Source organism: Nocardia sp. NPDC004860 (assembly GCF_040609015.1).
Taxonomy (GTDB): domain Bacteria; phylum Actinomycetota; class Actinomycetes; order Mycobacteriales; family Mycobacteriaceae; genus Nocardia.
On record NZ_JBEXJI010000013.1, the window covers coordinates 207,640 to 224,875 of the forward strand.

Sequence of the window (17,236 nt, forward strand, 5' to 3'; positions counted from 1 at the left end):
CTCGGTCCGGACGAGTGCAAACCGGTCGGAATGGAACTGTGGGCACGGAGCGGCCGAAATGAGTTCCGGGGAAGGCGATATCGCGCCACGACGGTATGAGGTGACCGCTGTTCCCGTCGGATGGGAGCCCTTCGGGCTGCCCATCTCCCTCACGCACACCAAGATCAGGGAACTCTCAGCGTGGAATTTGTCCATCTCCCCGCGGCGAGAGCTCCCTGATCCTGAATCCTGCTGGTGCTACTTGTCGGGGATGACGAAGACGACCAGGTGACATCGGATGGGGTGGAGGGTTGCTACGCCGTGGGTCAATGTCCTCGCGACGGGCAGACCCGCCGACTGACCGCGATGGGCATGACGAAGTCCGGGCGGCGACTGTTCCGGTCTCCGGAACATATACGGGTTGCGTGACGCGATGGTGTCGCCGAGTGGCGGCGCCGGTCGAATACGCTCGGCGTTCGTGACCACATCGAAGATCGTTCTTGTCACCGGCGCCGGGACCGGGTTGGGCCGCACCATGACCCATGCGCTGGCCGCGGCCGGACATCAGGTCGTGGCGGTCGGGCGCACGACGGCCACCCTGGACGAGGTCGTCGCCTCGGCACCCGGGCCGGGCAGCGTGACGGCCGTGCCCGCCGATGTCACCGATGCGGCGGCGGTGGACGCGGTGTTCGCGCACATCGTGCAGCGGTGGGGGCGGCTGGATGTGCTGATCAACAATGCCGGGATCTTCGGGCCCGCACTGCCGATCGACGAGGTGCCGGTGACGGACTGGAAACAGGTCGTCGACATCAACCTGACCGGATCGTTCCTGTGCGCGCAGGCCGCGTTCCGGCTCATGCGGACACAGACGCCGCAGGGCGGGCGGATCATCAACAACGGGTCGATCTCCGCGCATACGCCGCGGCCGAATACCGTCGCCTACGCGGCCAGCAAGCACGGCATCACCGGGCTCACCAAAGCGCTGGCGCTGGAGGGACGCGCGCACAATATCGCCGCGGGACAGATCGATATCGGCAATGCCGCAACCGAACTCACGGCCGGGATCGCGGCGGGGTCGCTGCAGGCGGACGGGAGCATCCGTCCGGAGCCGACGATCGACGCCGTGCACGTGGCCCGGCTGGTGGTCCAGACCGTCGAGCTGCCGCTCGAGGTGAACGTGCCGTTCCTGACCGTGATGGCGACGGGCATGCCCTACCTCGGGCGCGGCTGACCCTGCGGCGCATGGTATCACAAGGCGTGCAACAGTATTCGGAGACCTGCCGGTGCGGCGCGGCCACGCCGTGCGCACCCACCTGGTACGAGGCGCTCGCGCAGGAGCAGAGCGATCGGGCGATGTACGCCTGGCACACCCCGCTGGTGCTGGCGTATCTACTGCAGCATCCGAACGAATCGGTCGCGCGCGAGCAGTATCTCGACAGTCAGTTCCGGAGCTTGCAGCTGTACCTGGATCAGGGCCTGGCCGCGCTGAACCGGTTCGGGCAGACGCAACGCAGGCGAAATGCCTTGCAGGGCACGGATTTCGCCTATGACACCGAGGCCCTCGCGGCCTACCGGCCACTGCCCGGGTGGATCCCGGACCGCTTCACGCGGTCGGTGCACGACCTGCGCGACGTGGACGGCGGATTCGTCGGCGACGGGCACGATTCCTACGGCGCCCGCATGGCCGAACTGGCCCGCGCCACCGTGGACGCGTACCTGAACGGCCCTGCCGCGTAGCCGGATTCACCGGCTCAGGCTGGTCTCCTGCGTCATGCGCGAGAGCTTCTCCGGGTTGCGCACCGAGTAGAACCCGGTGATGAGACCGTTGTCGATGCGGATCGCCAGGACGGTATCCACCTCGTCGTCGACCCGGAAGACCAGCGCCGGATGACCGTTGACCATGGCCGGCTCGATCTTCATGCCCGCGGCGACCGTCTTCCAGCCCACGCTGAACAGCCGTGCCACGTGATCCGCGCCCGTAATCGGCCGCGGCAGCGCCTGTTTGATCCCGCCGCCGTCACCCAGCGCGACCACGTCGGGGGCCAGCAGATCGAGCAGCCCCTGCAGGTCGCCCGTATTGAGCGCGCGCTGGAACGCTTCGAGCACATCGCGGGTCTCGGCCGCGGACACCGCCTCGCGCGGGCGCCGCGACGCGACATGCGAGCGGGCGCGATGGGCGATCTGGCGTACCGCGGCCGAGGTCTTGTCGACGGCCTCGGCGATCTCGTCGTAGGGCAGGTCGAATACCTCGCGCAGCACGAACACCGCCCGCTCGGTCGGCGTGAGCGTCTCGAGCACCAGCAGCATGGCCATCGAAACGCTCTCGGCCAGCTCGACATCCTCGGCCACATCGGGCGCGGTCAGCAGCGGCTCCGGCAGCCACTGACCGACATAGGACTCCTTGCGGCGGCCCAGCGTCCGCAGCCGCACCAGCGCCTGCCGCGTCGTGATCCGCACCAGATAGGCGCGCTGATCCTGCACGGTGTCCAGATCGACGCCGGTCCAGCGCAGCCAGGTCTCCTGCAGCACGTCCTCGGCGTCGGCCGCTGAGCCGAGCATCTCGTAGGCAACGGTGAACAGCAGATTCCGATGCGCGACGAACGCCTCGGTCGCGGCCGTGGTCCCGGTCATGGGTGGCTCCTGTCCTCACTCTCGACCCGTGTCGGTCCACAAGACACCGGGCGCGGCCGATCTGTGACACCGCGACCCTAATTGATCTTGGATTGCCCGGTGGGCGGCCCCGGAACGTGTCACTCGGATTCGGCGGCGGCTTCGATGGCCTGCCTCATCTCGGCGATGCCGTACCGCGTGCGAATCCGTACCTCGGCGGCGGCGGAATCGGGGAGGAGATCGGTGGTCCAGATCAGGCGCGCGTGGTCGGCGTCGGCGCGGACTTCGAAGCAGGCGTGGTGGTAGTCCAGCCGGGGGCGGGCGCCCTCGGTCACGGAGTAGGCCAGCCGACGGGTGTCGTCGTCGACGCTGATGATGAGTTCCCGGATGACGTGACCGTCGGGGAAGGTGAGGAACCGGTGGACGCCTTCGATCCGGGTGCCGGCCACCCGTCCGGGGAGCAGGCGTTCGTGGACGGCTCCGATATCGCGGATCACCTCCCAGACATGGTGCGGCGAGGCGTTGATCGCGATCTCGTGGCGGATGGAGGCCATAGCCGGGTGGGTTCCTTTCGTCTACTGCATCAACGATTCCGCCGCGGCGGCGAACGCGCGGACGCGGGCGGTGTCGCGGCCCGCGGGCCACATCAGGCCCCATGTCACCGTCGGCGCCTCACGCAGCGGTACGTAGGTGACGTCGGGGCGCGCGTGATAGCGCCGGGCGTGGGCGCCGAGAACCAGCACGCCCTGTCCGGTTCCGGCCAGCGTCAACGCTTCCTGCATCGTGGTCGCGACCGGGCCGGATTGTGCTGTGGCCGTGGGGATTACCGCCCCCGCGAGCCGGATGACCGTGACCCGGTCGAGTTCGCTGACCGGTATCGAGGTCCGGCCGGCCCACGGGTGGGACACGGCGACGGCGAGGACGCAGGCCTCGCTGACCAGCACCGCTCCCCGATCGAGATCCGGTGCGGGCTCGTCCGGAAACGCGCACAGCGCCAGATCGATGTCCCCGGCGCGCAGCCGGTCCGGGATCTCGGCGGGCTGCGCTTCTCGGATCCGCACCGCGCAGTCGGGAATTCGGCGCTGGAACTCGGCGGTGGCGCCGACCAGCAACTGGGCGGCGGCCGGGCCGACGAAGCCGACCCGGAGCACGCCGGTCACGCCGCGCCCGGCGTCGATGGCGTGCCGCACCGCGGTGGCGACGTCCTCCCACGCCGGGCGCAGCTCCCGCACCAATTGCCTGCCCACCGGCGTGAGTTCGACCCGTCGGCTGGTCCGGTCGAACAGTGGCACGCCGACGCGGCGCTCCAGTTTGCTCACGGTCTGGCTCACCCGGGCGGTCGAGACGCGCAGCCGCTCGGCCGTCCGGCCGAAATGCAGTTCCTCCGCGAGCGCCAGCAGTGTCTCCACCTCGTACCGCTCGATCACCGGCCATCCCATCGTTAAGTCCTGCCTAACGATCCTTGTCGAAAGCGGCATTGTTCGCCAATTGCGCTGGCAGCAGAGTGAAACCAACAGATCGACCGACCCGGGAGCAACAAATGAGCACCACGCACCAGGCGCTGTCCGCACCTTCGACCGATATCGCCGCGGTTGCCGCGGAATTGCGCGACCGCGCCGAAATCGCCGACGCCCTCTACCGTTTCGGGCTGGGGCAGGACACCAAGGACCGTGACCTGTTCGCCTCGGCCTTCACCGCCGACGCCGAACTCGACTTCCGCCCGGCCGCCTCGCGCTGGGGCGGCGCACCGCCGGTGATGGCCGGCCGCGACACCATCGTCACCACCATCCTGGCCATGTTCACCGGGCGGGTGGACACCACCCACCAGGTCACCAACCCCCGCATCGCCATCGACGGCGACACCGCCCGGATGACCGCCCTGGTCGAAGCCCAGCACCTGCTGGTCGCCGACCCCGGCGTCCACGCCCTGCTGAAGAACCCCTACGACCTCGAACTCCAGCGCGAGGGCGACCGCTGGCTCATCCGCCGCATGCGCATCGACAACGCCTGGTACACCGGGGATCCCACAGCCATCTTCGAAGGGTGACAGTTGTCGCTCCAAGGGAGTTACACGCGATCGAACCGGCATACTCGAACAAACGTTCTACTCGAGGTATCGTTCCGGGCCATGCCGGAACTCTCACGACGCGACTGGGCGACGATGAACCTCAAAGAGGTGCAGCGGCAATTGCTGAAGGCGGCGTCGTTCGGGAAGGTGTTGTCGCCGGAGCAGTTGGAGAATGCTGCGGGGAAGATCGGGGAGGGGTTGCGGATCTTTCTGGAGGAGATGGATCGGCCCAGGTAGCGCGGGGATGCGCTCGAGGACGCCGCCGGCGAAGACGTCGTAGAGGGGCAGCGTTTCGAGGTGGACGTAGCAGACCTAGTCCGAGATCGCTTCGGCCGCAGCTGTATCCGGGGTCGTGCGGGTGGTGCGCAGCATGGAGCAGGCCAGGCACACCAGGCCGAAGAACAGATAGCCGAGGGCGACCTTCGGGGCGGCGGCCCAGCCGACCTCGGGTGCGTGGATCAGCCCGACGAAGCTGAGCACCGCACCGGCCGCACAGGCGAGAGCCGCTGCCCGGAAGCGTTTGCCGAGGACGAAGGTGACCATGGCGCCGAGTACCAGTCCGGCCAGCACCGCGCCCTCGCCGAGCGTCTTCAGCCCGTCGTAGACCACCCCGGCCTGCCCCAGCGCACCCATGCCGACCTTGTCCGCGGTGGTGCCCGCCGCGCTGAGCGCATTGTCGATCTGGCCGACGCCCCACTCCGCCAGGTTCGGCAGCAGCGCGGCCACCACCGCCACCGCGTGTGGGCGCGGCACCGCCTGGAACGCCTGCGCCCCGATCAGCAGGCCGATGTACAACAGGATCGGCACGATCGCCGGAATGGGCAGTAGCGTGGCGAGAACTCCGAAAAGCCCCAGCAGACACATCAATCCGATGATCGCGCCGCTGGCCAGCGAGTACCCGGTGCGCCCGCCGGCGTCCTTCCAGCCGGGGTGGCCGATGTAGACGGCGGGTGGGAAGGGAGACCCGAATCCGGATCCGATGATCGCGCCGAACCCGTCGGCCAGCAGCACGGTGCGCAGGTTGTAGTTGTCGCCCGCCGCGGCGGCGCTCTCCACATTGCTCATGGCCTCGGTGAAGTTGTAGACGCCCAGCGGAATCGCGGTGGCCAGCAGCGGCGCCAGATGCGCGAGCCCGTCGAAGAGCAGGTGCAGCCGCAGATCCGGTAGTCCCAGCGCGATATCGTGGGCGGCCTTCGACACATCCGGCACCGACATGTAGCCGCCGATCCAGCCGATGGCCGTGCCCGTCAGCAGCGCCACCAGCCCGACCGGAACATTGCCCGGCAGCCGCACATCGGTGAAGAAGCCGATGAGAATGATGGCCAGCACCGGCAATCCGATCCAGGCGGCCTCCCACATCTGCGCGGCGGGCCGCATGGCGATGAAGGTGATGGAAATGCCGGCCAGGGTGCCCAGCATGGCCGCGCGCGGCGTGATGCGGCGGATGAAGGGCCCGACGAACGCACCGATCATGACGATCACGCCGATCATGAACGCCCAGGCCAGGCCTGCCGACCACGCCTTCATCGGGTCGCCGGTTTTCAGATAGATCGGCAGCATGACCACGAACACGACGATGAACATGTGCGGCACGCTGGGCCCGTAGGGCAGCGCCGTGACCGTTGCGCGGCCCTCCCGGCGGGCCAGCCGCCGCGCCAGCATCAAGTAGTAGAGGTTGCCCAGCACCAGCGCGACGCCCAGGGCAGGCAGCACGGTCCCCAGCACATCGGCGCTCGGGATCTTCACCACCGCGACCGACAGGGTGGTGAGGGTCAGGACATTGACGAGGATATTGAAGGACAGGCCGAAGAAGGCATTGGTATCGCCGCGGGTCCACCACGGCAGCGACAGCGGTGCGGCCGAACCGGTTTCACCGGGCAGCTCGGTATCGACGGACATGGGAGTTCCTGTTCACTGGGCCGGGGCGGGGGAGACGGCGGAGGTGAGCGCGCCGAGGACGGCCGCGGAATCGGCGACCCAGCCGAAGATGCCGCCCTGCGCGGCGATCATGGCCAGGCCGGCGCGCTGGAACTCCGGGAAATACGAACCGACGCAATCGGAGACGACCAGGCATTCATAGCCGCGGTCATTGGCCTCGCGCACCGTGGTGTGCACACAGACCTCGGTGGTGACGCCGGTGACCAGCAGTGAGCGAATCCCCGTGCGGGCCAGCACATCCGCCAGCTCGGTGGCGTAGAACGCGCCCTTGCCGGGCTTGTCGATCACCACCTCGTCGTCGCGGGGTGCGAGTTCGTCGATGATGTCGTGGCCGTATTCGCCGCGGATCAGGATGCGCCCGAACCGGCCCGGGTCCCCGATGCGCTGGGCGGGGTTGCCGCGCGCCAGCTTCGCCGGTGGGCAGTCCGACAGGTCGGGCAGATGGCCTTCGCGGGTGTGGATGACGGGGAGCCCGGCGGCGCGGGCGGCGGCCAGCAGCGCCGCCAGCGGCTCGATGACGGTGCGCAGTAGCGCCACGTCATTGCCGAGGCTCTCGCCGAAACCGCCGGGTAGCAGGAAATCGCGCTGCATGTCGATGACGAGCAACGCCAGGGCGTCGGGGTCGAAGGGGAAATCCGTGGGTTGCGCCGGAATGCGGTGGACTGCCGTCATTGTCGTTCTTTCTGTGCGAGCCGGAATTCCGAATGCGCCACGGCCGGGCGCGGCTCGTCGAGGATGCGGGCGGCCGCGGCGAGCACGGTGTCGTCGGCGAGGGCCGGTCCGAAGACCATGACCGCCAGCGGGCGGCCGTCCACGGTGCTGCCCACCGGTATCGAAATCGCGGTGAGATCCAGCAGATTCCCGAAATGCGTGTAGTGGCCCAGCACGGTGTTGGTGGCGATGGGATCGGCCTGCACCTGCGCCACGGTGAAGGTGGTGCCGATGGTGGGCACCACGACCACGTCGAATTCTGCCCACATCCGCGCGACCGCGGCCCGCAACTCCTGCAGGCGCTGCTGCGCGCGGAACACGTCGACCGCGGTGAATCGGAAACCGCCGGTGAGGATCTCGCGGATCACCGGCAGGATCGAGCCGGGTTGCGCGGCCAGGAAGGTCTCGAACTCCACCAGCCGCTCGGCCACCCACGGACCCTGGTACAGCAGCTCACCCGCGGCCAGGAAGGGCTCCAGCGTGGTGGGTACACAGTCGAATCCGTGCCGTCCCAGCCGATCTCGCACACCCAGATGGGCGGACCGGAAGACCTCGTCGCCGAAGAATTCCAGTTCGGCCGCGTCGGGCAGGCCGATCCGCACCCGCCCGCCGCCGAAACGCGGCCCGCGCTCCCGGCTCCACGGATCGTCCGAATCCACGCCCGCGATCACCTCGAAGACCCGGTCCAGATCCTCCACCGTGGTCGCCATCAGGGACAGGCAGTCCAGCGATCGGCAGGCCGGCACCAGGCCCACCGTGCTGATCAGCCCGCGCGAGGGCTTCCAGCCGAGGATCCCGTTGAGCGCGGCCGGCACCCGGCCCGACCCGGCCGTGTCGGTGGCCACACAGAACGGCACCTCGCCCAGCGCCACCGCGCGTGCCGACCCGGAACTGGATCCGCCGCAGATCAATTCGCCGCCATAGACGCTGCGCGGAATGGGGTAGGGCGTACGGGTGCCGTTGAGCCCGGTCGCGAACTGGTCCAGGTTGGTCTTGCCGACGAACAGCGCGCCCGCGTCCAGCAGGCGCTGGACGGCGGGCGCGGTCTCGGTGGCCGTATAGGCGAAATCGGGACAGGCGAGGGTGGTGGGCCACCCCGCCACGTCGATGGAGTCCTTCACCCCGAACGGCACGCCGTACAGCGGCAGGGTGCGCGCCCCCGGGCGGCGTTCGATCTCGGCGGCGGCGGCCAGCAGCTGCTCACGCGGCACCGGGGTGATCCAGGTGCCGTCCGCGCCGCGGGCGGCGATGGCGTCGGCGACCCGCGCGGCGGTGTGCGTCGGCGAGCCGCTGCCGCTTTCGTGTGAAGCCAGAATCTCCACGACCGTGGGACCGGTGGTGCTCATCTGTCGATTGTCGACAGAATGTGTGAAATCGGCGGTCCCGCAATGTATCCGCTGTGTTAGCGGATATCCAGGTCCAGATAGGCCAGCTCGCCGTGCCGGACCAGGGCGTCGCAGGCGACGGCGGCGTCGCCCGACTCCAGGGCGGACAGCAGTTCGGCGTGGCGTCGAATGCCATTGCGGCGCTGTGCGATCCGCGCCTCGGTGCGCAAGTTGCGAGCCATCGGGAGCTGAAGTTTCAACAGGATCGGCTCATACGCCAGATTCAGTTGCCGGTTGCCCGCCAGCGCCACGATGGCGGCATGGAAGCGGCGATGGGCATTGTCGCGCTCGAACAGGTCCCCGGCGGCGTCGGCCGCGCGCATCTCCTCGAGCGCGGCCCGTACCTCGCGTAGTGGATCACCTTCTGCCGCAAGCGGGAAAGCGTTCTCGATGGCGTGCCGCTCCAGCACCCGCCGCAACTCGAACAGCTGCAGGATGTCGGTCGCCGACCACACCGCGACCCGGAACCCCCGGCGCGGCACATGCTCGATCAGCCCCTCCTGGGCCAGTAGCCGCAATGCCTCCCGCACCGGCGCGCGACTGGTCCCCAGCCGCGCGCACAGCGCCTCCTCGCCGATTCGCTCCCCGGGTTCGAACACCCCGCTGAGCACCTCGGCCCGCACCTGCCGGGTCGCCACCTCCACCAGACTCGGCGGCAATCCCGCCCCATTCGTCCCCGGCACCATGAATCGAGATTATGCTGTCCGGTCCGCGACAGCCCGCTCGCTGCGGATCGCGGAAAGGACTGTGCCCTGGCCGAAACCGGTCCCTGCGGCCGAGATCAGTCGGCGGGCGACGGCGAGCTGATCGGGGTGTGGTCGAGGTCGGCGACGAGGTCCAGGGCCTGGGCGAGGTTGGACAGCTTGGTGTCGAGGGTGTCGCCCGCGGGATAGAGGCGGACGGTGTCGACGCCGACGTCGCTCCACGTCCGGAGCCGGCGCCGCACCATGTCCGGGGTGCCGATCAGGGTGGTGGCGAGGATCATGTCGTCGGTGACCAGCGCGGTTGCTCCCGCGCGGTCGCCGGCCTGCCAGCGTTGCCGGATCTCGCCGGTGACGTCGGACCAGCCCTGGCGGGCGTACGCGGCGTTGTAGAAGTTGGTCTTCTCGCTGCCCATGCCGCCGATGCTGAAGGCCAGCTCCAGTTTTCGGCCGGCGACGTGGCGGGTGACGGCTTCCTCGTCGTCGAAGAATGCGACCTCCGCGCCCTGGCAGACATCGATGTCGGCGCGGATGCGGCCGGCGGCGGCGAGGCCGGCGTCGAGGTGGTCGAAGTAGGCGTGGGAGCCCTCGGGGACGAAACTGGTGCCCAGCCAGCCGTCGGCCACCCGGCCGGTGAGCTCGAGCATCCTGGGCGACATGCTGGCGATGTAGATCGGGATGCCGGTGTTGGCGGGGATCGACAGCCGCATCGGTTTGCTGTTGCCGTCCAAGGGGATTCGGATCGTGTCACCCTGATAGGAGACCTTTTCGCCGGCCGTGGCCTGCTTGATGACCTCGATGGTCTCGCGCACGCGGGTGAGGGCGCGGGCGAACGGGACGCCGTGCAGCCCTTCCATGACCTGCGGGCCGGAGGAGCCCAGGCCGAGCAGGAAGCGGCCCTGGGAGAGTTCGGCCAGGGTGAGCGCGGCCTGGGCGATGGCCACCGGTGACCGGGTGCCGACCTGGATGATGCCGGAGCCCAGCAGGATTCGATCGGTGCGGGCGGCGAGGAAACCGAGCACCGAGGGGGCGTCGGAGCCCCAGGCCTCGGCGACCCAGCAGACGTCCAGGCCCATGGTCTCGGCCTCGCGGACGAAATCGATGACCTGCTGGGAGTCGCGGGAGAGTTCGACGGTGGTGGCGGTGCGCATCAGCGGGTCCCCTCCTCGGCACGGCGCTTGATGTCGGCGACCACGGCCTGCATGGCGGCCTCGAATTCCCGCATGCGCACGAACACGATCTTCTCCTCCTTCTCGGGCATGGCCTCGATGGCGATGCTCAGCCCGGACCGGCCGGGGCCCATGCGGACCCACTGCCGCAGAGTCGTGCCGCCGTCCGCGGACTCGGCGGTGAAACGCCAGGTGGCCGAGGGGTTCTCGGGATCACTGACCGCCCAGGCGAAGACATGCGGCGGATCCCATTCCACGACATGGGAAGTCGTCGACCATTCGCCCAGCGCCTCGTGCCGGCTGGTGCCCACGAAGGTGCTGCCCACGCCGGGCGGGGTGTCCGGCCGCACCCAGTGCGCCGATTGCAGTTCCGCGCTCATCTCCGGCATCAGCCCGATATCCGAGACGAGCGCCCACACCGCCTCGGGCGTCGCGTCGATCCAGATCTCGGCCTGCGCCGTCGGTCCATCGGCATACTTCGCGCCGGTCCACTCCATGCGTCACCTCGCTGTGAAAGCTGCTACCGGCTCGATAGTTGCATAAATAGACGATGCAGGTCAACGCATGATTTCGGGATGTCACCCGGATACGGGACAGCTACTTGGTCTCCTGCCGCGCGAACCGCGCCCGGATATCGGGCCGCTCGCGCAGCCGCTCGGGATAGCCGGGCCCCATGCGCAGCCGCGACTCCTCGATCGGCACCGGTTGATCGCAGTGCTCGCACACCACCTTGAGCTGGGTGTCGTGACCACACGCGGTGTGGTTCAGGATCACCGGCGGCCCGTCCGCGTCGGCCAGCCAGCGGTCGCCCCACCGCGACATCACCAGCAGCACATCCCAGAAGTCGCGGCCCTTCTCGGTCAGCACGTACTCGTACCAGGTGGGTTCGGTGTGGTACGGCCGCTTTTCGAGCAGCCCCTCCTCGACCAGTCGCTTGAGCCGATCGCTGAGCGTATTGCGGGCGATTCCCAATTCCTGCTGGAACTCGTCGAATCGCCGCACCCCGTAGAAGGCTTCACGCAGCACCAGCGGCGTCCACCAGTCTCCGAGCAGATCCATGGTCCGGGCGACCGAGCAGGGCCACCGCGCGAACGACGTACGCTTCATCCCCCGAGGATACTGGTCTCACCATAGGACCATGCAGATGACAGCGATGCCCTCGGGCGGTCACAGCTGGCACGCCAGAGCGGCCGTACCGGTGCCGTGCACGAATTCGCGATCGCCGTAACGCAGTTCGTCCTCGTTCCATGCGCCGCCGAGTCCGGTCACGAAATTCCGCACCAGATCCTGATCGGCGCGGTCGGCCACCAGCACCAGATCGCCCGATTCGGTGACCGATCCGCCGCCGAGCCGGTCACGCACCCGCGGATCCGCGACCAGGGCATCGTGGAAGCGGGCGCGGTCGATGCCCGGGACGGTGACGGTGAAGCCATCGGCGCGGACATCGTCGCCGGGCAGGTACTCGAAGGTCAGCACCGATTCCTGGTTGTAGCGCACCCGCAGGTCGTCGGCGACCCAGCACAGATTCTTGAAATCGGTACAGGCCAGCTGGAATTGGCGGGACCGCTCGTAGGTGACCGCCCCGGTGTCCGAGGACCAGAACACCCCGTCCAGCAGTTCCGAGCCGACGGGCAGCGCGAGTTCGGTGAGCGCGGTCGCGTCCACCTCCAGCTCGAACTGCGACAACCGGTCGCTCAGCCGGGGATCGCCCGGGTCGGTGATGGTGGCGGTGTTGGTGGTGGCGAACAGCTCGGAGGTGGGCTGGGTGGGATTCCCCGGAACGCACGACGCCGGTCCGTACGCCCGCGCGGGCGCCGCGGCCGGACCTGTCGCGACAGCCCCGGCACCGGTGATCACGAGGACGGCGGCCACGGTGGCGGTACTGCGAACGGCGGTCATAGTTTTCGAGTCTGACCGGCGTCGGGGCCGCGTGGGAGTGGGATGACCGAATTCGGGATGGTCAGATCCAGGTCGGGGCCGGCGGCACGGTGTCGGCGCCCGCGGCGGTGAGTCCGGTTGCGGCGGCGGGAATCCGGCCGCTGAGCCAGCCGAGCAGGTCGGCCTGCGTCCCCCTGATGCCGATCGGCGCCGCGTGTCCGGAGCCCCTCAGTTCCCGGCGGAAGTCGCTGTCGGTGGCTCGCAGCCGCAGGGCCGGGCCGTCGGACGCCCGGCCGGAGAGCACGTCGGCGATATCGTCGAGAATCCAGCGCGCCGCGGATTCGGGAATGTCGGAGAACGCGTATCCGGCATTCAGGTCGGCGTGGTGAATCTCCAATTCCCGCAGCCGCATCGGCACCAGCGTCTCCGGTGTCCGCAGTTCCCCGGTACGGGGCCGGACGGTCCGCTCCCACGCCTCGGCCGGCAGCAGCCGCACCGCGTCGGCGAACCGCTCCGCGCCGGCTGCCACATCGGCCAGCTGTTCGGCCACCGAGCGCGCCGCGCCCGCCTCGATCTCGGCGGCCCGCGCCGCCATGCTCGCGTACTGCGGGGTCTCCACGCCGGTGCGTGCCCAGGTCAGCAGGCGGACCAGGCTGTCCCCGGCCCGGCAGACGTGCGCGATGACATGGCCGCGCGTCCACGGCGGGATCAGCGAGTCGCCGCCGATCCGGTCGTCGGTGAGCGTGTCGACCGTCGCGAGGAACCGCTGCGTGGACTCCTCGATCGGTTCCAGCCAGTCCGCGCCCTTGCCGGCCACTACCTGCTTCCTTCCTGTCGTCGATCGTCGTCAGGGCCACACTAGGGCGCGTTCGGTGGCGGATGATGCTGGCGCGCAAAGATATACGGCTCTCGTCAAACGGCCCCGCCGATCTTGTGCCCGTGCTCCGGGCCCACCTGTGCCGGGTGACCTGCGTCGCGTTCCTTGACTGAAAATTCAGTCAGGAATACAGTCCTTGGTGCCCGGCTCGGGGTCGTCGTGTGCGGACGGCCGTCCTACCAGCGGGTTCAGCGGATTCAGCGCGCCGGAGAGGGAAACGCCGCGCCGTGCCCCTCACACAAGGAGATTGCGAGATGCAACGACGCCGGTTCATGCGATCCGGGATTTTGACCATGGGCGGGCTGCTGCTCGCGGGCTGCGATGGGCCGATCTCGTCGTGGTTCAGCGGCGACACCTCGTCCTCCACGCCGAACGACGGCCGCTCCTGGGTGATGCCCGACGAGGGCGCGCCCCACAAGCGCACCTGGATGGCCTTCGGCGCGAGCGAAGCCATCTGGGGTAGGCAGCTGCTGCCGCAGGTCCGCCAGAACCTGGCCACCATCGCCGCCACCATCGCCCGCTTCGAACCGGTGTCCATGCTGGTGCGCCAGGACGAACTCGACATGGCGCGAAACCTGCTGGGCGGCGCGAATGTCGAGCTCATCGTCGCCGACCTCGACGACCTCTGGATGCGCGACACCGGGCCGGTGTTCGTGAAGGGCAACGGCACCAAGGCCGGCGTCGACTTCAACTTCAACGGCTGGGGCGGCAAACAGCAGCACCGCCGCGACGCCAAGGTCGCCACCGTCGTCGACGGCCGCGCCGGGGTGGAGACCGTGCACACCGATCTGGTGCTCGAGGGCGGCGGCCTCGAGGTCGACGGCGAGGGCACCGCGCTCATCACCGAATCCTGTGTGCTGAACAACAATCGGAATCGGGGCTGGAAGAAGCCCGATGTCGAGGCCGAGCTCGAGCATCTGCTCGGTATCAAGAAGGTGATCTGGTTGCCGGGCATCGCCGGGCACGACATCACCGACGGCCACACCGATTTCTACGCCCGCTTCGCCCGCCCCGGCGTCGTGGTCGCGGGACTCGACAACAACGAGGAGTCCTTCGACTACGACGTGACCCGCCGTCACCTCGACATCCTGCACAATGCCACCGACGCCCAGGGCCGCCCGCTCGAGATCGAAACCCTCGAAGCGCCTTCGGAATTGCGCTACCGGGGCGCGGGCGACGACTTCGCCGCGGGGTACATCAACTTCTACGTCTGCAACGGCGGTGTCATCGCCCCCGAATTCGGTGACCCCGAGGCCGATTCGGCGGCGCAGTCCACGCTGCGGCGGCTGTTCCCGGATCGGACCGTGGTGCAGATCAATATCGACGCCATCGCGGCCGGTGGCGGGGGCATCCACTGCACCACCCAGCAGGAACCCGTCGACTGAGGCATCCGAGCTCCCGGTGAAGCCTGTGATTCGCCGGGGCGCGGCCGGTTCGGGGACGCCGCCCGTTCCGGACCGGCCGCGCAATCGTTCTAGAGTGAGGAATCGTGTCGGACCGTCAGACCCAGATCCTGGAAGCCGCCGTTCGAGTCATCGCGCAGGACGGAGTCCGCGGACTGCGGGTCGAGAAACTGGCCGCCGCCGCGGGCGTGTCCACCGCGCTGATCTACTACCACTTCAAGGACCGCGCCGGCATCCTGCGCGCGGCTCTCGAGCACATCAATCACCGGGCCGAGTCCTACACCGACCAGGCCTTCGCCGACCTCGTGGACCCGCGCGCGCAGGTCGAGCGCATGCTGCTGCTGGAACTGCAGGACACGGACGAGGTCCGCGAGAACAGCGTCGCCTGGGGTGAACTGCGCGCCAGCGCGGCCTTCGATCCCACACTGCGCGAACCGCTCCGGGTCAGCACCGAATCCTGGAACTCCGATGTGGAGACGCTCATCCTGCACGGTCAGGAAACCGGTTCCATCCCACTGGATCTCGACGCCGCGGCCGTCGCGGAACGCCTCACCGCCCTGGTCGAGGGTCTGAGCGAGCGCTGGCACAGCGGCTCGCTCACCCTCGACCGGGCCCGCACCCTGCTGGCCGGCGCGATTGCCGCCGAACTCGGTGCGCCCTAGCGCTGTCCGGTTCCTTCTCTCCGGGGTGAGGCCGGAATCTGCTGGGGCTCAGGCGTGCCCGTCGGTGAGGAAGTCGACGATGGTGCGGTTGACCTCCTCGGGGCGTTCCAGGTACCCGTAGTGGCCGCACTTCTCGATCTCGATGAAGCGCGCGCCCGGAATCGCCGCGGCCACCTCCCGGCCGAAAACCGGTGGCAGCATGCGATCGTCGGCGAATCCGACGACCAGGCTGGGGATGGTGATCCGGGCGTAGTCGGCGAGCCGATTGCCGGAGCGGTCCATGCGCATCTGGGCCAGCACCCCGGGTGCGGGTTCCGTTGCGCTGGCGGAGTACTCGAAGATGTCGAGCCACTGCTGGGCCTGGTCGTCGGCCTCGAGCGTGTGCGGGGAGAGGTTCAGCATCGCCTTGATGGCCGCCGCGTATTCCGGCGGCAGTTTCACGCCCTGCTCCTGCAGGGCCTGCTCGCCGCGGCTCAACGTGCTCGCCAGCGGATGCGGCCGTCCGGTGGTGGCCAGCATGACCGCCTTGCGCACCAGCTCCGGCCGCGCCAGCGCGAGCTCCTGCGTCACGCGCGCACCCAGGGACGTGCCCACCACATGTGCTGGGCCGCCGAGGTATTCGATGAGGGCGGCGGTGTCGGCGACCAGATCCTCGATGCGCATGCCGTGCGCGCTCTCCTCCGAGGGCGCGATGCCGCGATTGTCGAAGGTGGCGACCCGGAAGCCCGACTTCACCAGTGCCGGAACCTGATACGTGCGCCACACCCGGCCCGGGCTGCCGGTGCCCATGACCAGCACGACCAGCGGCCCGCTGCCGGTGACGTCGTAGTTGAGGCGGATGCCGTTCAGGGTGGCGAGGGGCACGGTTGGTCTTTCTGGTAGGCGGTCCGGCGAACGACCGAACGTACCATGCACGCGAAATCTCATCACTCGGCAAAGCGGTTCATCCCTGGCTGACCCGCGCGGCCGCCGCACGCCCATGCCACGCCGGCATGGGCCTTGATTGGCCTGGTTGCTAAACTCTGCAATTGCCGGGTGGGTCGTGCACAGGGATGATCCGCCGCCAGTTGGAAGGAGTGGCTCGCAGGTGCCAGGAATGCAACGGCCGCTCTATCAGATGAAGGCGGACTTCTTCAAAACGCTGGGTCATCCCGTGCGCATTCGAGTGCTCGAACTGCTCAGTCAGCGGGAGTACGCGGTCTCGGAGATGCTCACCGAAATCGGCGTGGAGGCCGCGAATCTGTCCCAGCAGCTGTCCATTCTGCGGCGGGCCGGTCTGGTCACCGCCCGCCGGGAGGGGCTCTCGGTCACCTACGCGCTGACCTCGCCGCAGGTCGCCGAACTGCTCACGGTGGCCCGCGCGATCCTCACCGGCGTGGTCTCCGGCCAGGCCGAGGCGCTCGAACAGCCCGCTTAGCGGGGTGTCCTGGCACCCGTCCGGCGGCCCCGCCCGCCTGTCTGCTTGCGTGTTTTCTAAACTAAAAACCTAGCTGTTTCCGTCAGAGAGGCTCGCCGTGCTTGAACGTCCCCTCGCCGCCGTCGCCACCACGCCGACCGACCATCCCGGCATCCTGGCCTGGGTCGCGGAGATCGCCGAGTTGACCGCGCCCGAGCGCATCGTCTACTGCGACGGGTCGCGCGGCGAATGGGATCGGCTCACCGCCGAGCTGGTGGCCAACGGCACCTTCGTCCCGCTGTCGGCCAAACCCAACTCGTTCTGGTGCGTCTCCGATCCCGATGACGTGGCACGGGTGGAGGATCGGACCTTCATCTGCTCGGAGAACAAGGCCGACGCCGGGCCGACCAACAACTGGGTGGATCCGGTCGACATGCGCACCGTCATGACCGAGCACTA

At 68.8% G+C, this 17,236-nt stretch carries 20 protein-coding genes and 1 pseudogene; 8 read left to right on the top strand and 13 right to left on the bottom strand.

Annotated elements, in window-relative coordinates; genetic code table 11:
• Positions 1–412: 412 nt before the first annotated feature.
• Together ABZV44_RS24040 and ABZV44_RS24045 are read left to right on the top strand one after the other, a co-directional pair.
• Positions 413–1,210: an SDR family oxidoreductase gene (locus ABZV44_RS24040; protein WP_354840307.1), complete on the top strand. Its 798-nt coding sequence runs from the start codon at positions 413–415 to the stop codon at positions 1,208–1,210.
• 26 nt (positions 1,211–1,236) lie between these two features.
• Positions 1,237–1,716 (top strand): DUF5946 family protein, encoded by a 480-nt coding sequence (locus ABZV44_RS24045; RefSeq protein WP_354840252.1) that lies wholly within the window; start codon positions 1,237–1,239, stop codon positions 1,714–1,716.
• 6 nt (positions 1,717–1,722) lie between these two features.
• On the opposite strand, the gene ABZV44_RS24050 is transcribed toward ABZV44_RS24045, so the two are convergent.
• From ABZV44_RS24050 to ABZV44_RS24060, 3 genes are all read right to left on the bottom strand, one after another.
• Positions 1,723–2,610 carry an RNA polymerase sigma-70 factor gene (locus ABZV44_RS24050; RefSeq protein WP_354840254.1) on the bottom strand — a complete coding sequence of 296 codons (888 nt, stop codon included), beginning with the start codon at positions 2,608–2,610 and terminating at the stop codon, positions 1,723–1,725.
• 119 nt (positions 2,611–2,729) lie between these two features.
• Positions 2,730–3,143 carry an SRPBCC family protein gene (locus ABZV44_RS24055; protein WP_354840257.1) on the bottom strand — a complete coding sequence of 138 codons (414 nt, stop codon included), beginning with the start codon at positions 3,141–3,143 and terminating at the stop codon, positions 2,730–2,732.
• 21 nt (positions 3,144–3,164) lie between these two features.
• On the bottom strand, positions 3,165–4,028 hold the full coding sequence (locus ABZV44_RS24060; protein ID WP_354840260.1) for a LysR family transcriptional regulator: 864 nt from the start codon (positions 4,026–4,028) through the stop codon (positions 3,165–3,167).
• A 101-nt stretch (positions 4,029–4,129) separates the two neighbouring features.
• Here ABZV44_RS24060 and ABZV44_RS24065 point away from each other — a divergent pair, with 101 nt between their 5' ends.
• Both ABZV44_RS24065 and ABZV44_RS24070 read left to right on the top strand, forming a co-directional pair.
• Positions 4,130–4,636 carry a nuclear transport factor 2 family protein gene (locus ABZV44_RS24065; protein WP_354840263.1) on the top strand — a complete coding sequence of 169 codons (507 nt, stop codon included), beginning with the start codon at positions 4,130–4,132 and terminating at the stop codon, positions 4,634–4,636.
• Between the two features lie 81 nt (positions 4,637–4,717).
• Positions 4,718–4,894: a DUF6374 family protein gene (locus tag ABZV44_RS24070; protein WP_354840266.1), complete on the top strand. Its 177-nt coding sequence runs from the start codon at positions 4,718–4,720 to the stop codon at positions 4,892–4,894.
• Positions 4,895–4,969: 75 nt separating this feature from the next.
• Here the strand turns inward: ABZV44_RS24070 and ABZV44_RS24075 are convergent, their stop codons facing one another.
• The 9 genes from ABZV44_RS24075 to ABZV44_RS24115 all read right to left on the bottom strand — a co-directional run bounded on the left by ABZV44_RS24075 (position 4,970) and on the right by ABZV44_RS24115 (position 13,256).
• The gene (locus ABZV44_RS24075) at positions 4,970–6,556 is read right to left on the bottom strand and encodes a regulator (RefSeq protein ID WP_354840269.1); all 1,587 of its coding nucleotides are present in this window, start codon (positions 6,554–6,556) and stop codon (positions 4,970–4,972) included.
• 12 nt (positions 6,557–6,568) lie between these two features.
• The gene (locus tag ABZV44_RS24080) at positions 6,569–7,267 is read right to left on the bottom strand and encodes a cysteine hydrolase (RefSeq protein ID WP_354840271.1); all 699 of its coding nucleotides are present in this window, start codon (positions 7,265–7,267) and stop codon (positions 6,569–6,571) included.
• Positions 7,264–8,652: an allophanate hydrolase gene (locus tag ABZV44_RS24085; RefSeq protein WP_354840274.1), complete on the bottom strand. Its 1,389-nt coding sequence runs from the start codon at positions 8,650–8,652 to the stop codon at positions 7,264–7,266. The genes ABZV44_RS24080 and ABZV44_RS24085 overlap by 4 nt, the downstream gene beginning before the upstream one ends.
• Before the next feature lie 56 nt (positions 8,653–8,708).
• Complete coding sequence (locus ABZV44_RS24090; protein WP_354840277.1) at positions 8,709–9,377, bottom strand: GntR family transcriptional regulator; 669 nt, start codon at positions 9,375–9,377, stop codon at positions 8,709–8,711.
• 95 nt (positions 9,378–9,472) lie between these two features.
• Positions 9,473–10,543 carry an LLM class flavin-dependent oxidoreductase gene (locus tag ABZV44_RS24095; RefSeq protein ID WP_354840280.1) on the bottom strand — a complete coding sequence of 357 codons (1,071 nt, stop codon included), beginning with the start codon at positions 10,541–10,543 and terminating at the stop codon, positions 9,473–9,475.
• Positions 10,543–11,058: an SRPBCC family protein gene (locus ABZV44_RS24100; protein ID WP_354840283.1), complete on the bottom strand. Its 516-nt coding sequence runs from the start codon at positions 11,056–11,058 to the stop codon at positions 10,543–10,545. Before ABZV44_RS24100 ends, ABZV44_RS24095 begins: the two co-directional genes overlap by 1 nt.
• Positions 11,059–11,158: 100 nt before the next feature.
• Positions 11,159–11,668: a helix-turn-helix domain-containing protein gene (locus tag ABZV44_RS24105; protein ID WP_354840285.1), complete on the bottom strand. Its 510-nt coding sequence runs from the start codon at positions 11,666–11,668 to the stop codon at positions 11,159–11,161.
• Positions 11,669–11,728: 60 nt separating this feature from the next.
• Complete coding sequence (locus tag ABZV44_RS24110) at positions 11,729–12,460, bottom strand: hypothetical protein (RefSeq protein ID WP_354840288.1); 732 nt, start codon at positions 12,458–12,460, stop codon at positions 11,729–11,731.
• A gap of 61 nt (positions 12,461–12,521) precedes the next feature.
• Positions 12,522–13,256: a maleylpyruvate isomerase family mycothiol-dependent enzyme gene (locus ABZV44_RS24115; RefSeq protein ID WP_354840290.1), complete on the bottom strand. Its 735-nt coding sequence runs from the start codon at positions 13,254–13,256 to the stop codon at positions 12,522–12,524.
• 314 nt (positions 13,257–13,570) lie between these two features.
• Here ABZV44_RS24115 and ABZV44_RS24120 point away from each other — a divergent pair, with 314 nt between their 5' ends.
• Together ABZV44_RS24120 and ABZV44_RS24125 are read left to right on the top strand one after the other, a co-directional pair.
• Complete coding sequence (locus ABZV44_RS24120; protein ID WP_354840292.1) at positions 13,571–14,701, top strand: agmatine deiminase family protein; 1,131 nt, start codon at positions 13,571–13,573, stop codon at positions 14,699–14,701.
• A 104-nt stretch (positions 14,702–14,805) separates the two neighbouring features.
• Positions 14,806–15,381: a TetR family transcriptional regulator C-terminal domain-containing protein gene (locus tag ABZV44_RS24125; protein WP_354840295.1), complete on the top strand. Its 576-nt coding sequence runs from the start codon at positions 14,806–14,808 to the stop codon at positions 15,379–15,381.
• A 48-nt stretch (positions 15,382–15,429) separates the two neighbouring features.
• On the opposite strand, the gene ABZV44_RS24130 is transcribed toward ABZV44_RS24125, so the two are convergent.
• Positions 15,430–16,245 (bottom strand): alpha/beta hydrolase, encoded by an 816-nt coding sequence (locus tag ABZV44_RS24130; protein ID WP_354840298.1) that lies wholly within the window; start codon positions 16,243–16,245, stop codon positions 15,430–15,432.
• 232 nt (positions 16,246–16,477) lie between these two features.
• Here ABZV44_RS24130 and ABZV44_RS24135 point away from each other — a divergent pair, with 232 nt between their 5' ends.
• Together ABZV44_RS24135 and ABZV44_RS24140 are read left to right on the top strand one after the other, a co-directional pair.
• Positions 16,478–16,798, top strand: coding sequence for a metalloregulator ArsR/SmtB family transcription factor (locus tag ABZV44_RS24135; RefSeq protein ID WP_354840301.1), 321 nt, complete (start codon positions 16,478–16,480; stop codon positions 16,796–16,798).
• 97 nt (positions 16,799–16,895) lie between these two features.
• Positions 16,896–17,236: pseudogene (locus ABZV44_RS24140) on the top strand (phosphoenolpyruvate carboxykinase); the annotation flags it as partial.

Bases quoted from the DNA above. Each gene is read 5' to 3' on its own strand.
- ABZV44_RS24040 (WP_354840307.1), top strand. From the start codon at position 413: ATGGTGTCGCCGAGTGGCGGCGCCGGTCGAATACGCTCGGCGTTCGTG.
- ABZV44_RS24050 (WP_354840254.1), bottom strand. From the start codon at position 2,610: ATGACCGGGACCACGGCCGCGACCGAGGCGTTCGTCGCGCATCGGAAT.
- ABZV44_RS24055 (WP_354840257.1), bottom strand. From the start codon at position 3,143: ATGGCCTCCATCCGCCACGAGATCGCGATCAACGCCTCGCCGCACCAT.
- ABZV44_RS24060 (WP_354840260.1), bottom strand. From the start codon at position 4,028: ATGGGATGGCCGGTGATCGAGCGGTACGAGGTGGAGACACTGCTGGCG.
- ABZV44_RS24065 (WP_354840263.1), top strand. From the start codon at position 4,130: ATGAGCACCACGCACCAGGCGCTGTCCGCACCTTCGACCGATATCGCC.
- ABZV44_RS24070 (WP_354840266.1), top strand. From the start codon at position 4,718: ATGCCGGAACTCTCACGACGCGACTGGGCGACGATGAACCTCAAAGAG.
- ABZV44_RS24075 (WP_354840269.1), bottom strand. From the start codon at position 6,556: ATGTCCGTCGATACCGAGCTGCCCGGTGAAACCGGTTCGGCCGCACCG.
- ABZV44_RS24080 (WP_354840271.1), bottom strand. From the start codon at position 7,267: ATGACGGCAGTCCACCGCATTCCGGCGCAACCCACGGATTTCCCCTTC.
- ABZV44_RS24085 (WP_354840274.1), bottom strand. From the start codon at position 8,652: ATGAGCACCACCGGTCCCACGGTCGTGGAGATTCTGGCTTCACACGAA.
- ABZV44_RS24090 (WP_354840277.1), bottom strand. From the start codon at position 9,377: ATGGTGCCGGGGACGAATGGGGCGGGATTGCCGCCGAGTCTGGTGGAG.
- ABZV44_RS24095 (WP_354840280.1), bottom strand. From the start codon at position 10,543: ATGCGCACCGCCACCACCGTCGAACTCTCCCGCGACTCCCAGCAGGTC.
- ABZV44_RS24100 (WP_354840283.1), bottom strand. From the start codon at position 11,058: ATGGAGTGGACCGGCGCGAAGTATGCCGATGGACCGACGGCGCAGGCC.
- ABZV44_RS24105 (WP_354840285.1), bottom strand. From the start codon at position 11,668: ATGAAGCGTACGTCGTTCGCGCGGTGGCCCTGCTCGGTCGCCCGGACC.
- ABZV44_RS24110 (WP_354840288.1), bottom strand. From the start codon at position 12,460: ATGACCGCCGTTCGCAGTACCGCCACCGTGGCCGCCGTCCTCGTGATC.
- ABZV44_RS24120 (WP_354840292.1), top strand. From the start codon at position 13,571: ATGCAACGACGCCGGTTCATGCGATCCGGGATTTTGACCATGGGCGGG.
- ABZV44_RS24135 (WP_354840301.1), top strand. From the start codon at position 16,478: ATGCAACGGCCGCTCTATCAGATGAAGGCGGACTTCTTCAAAACGCTG.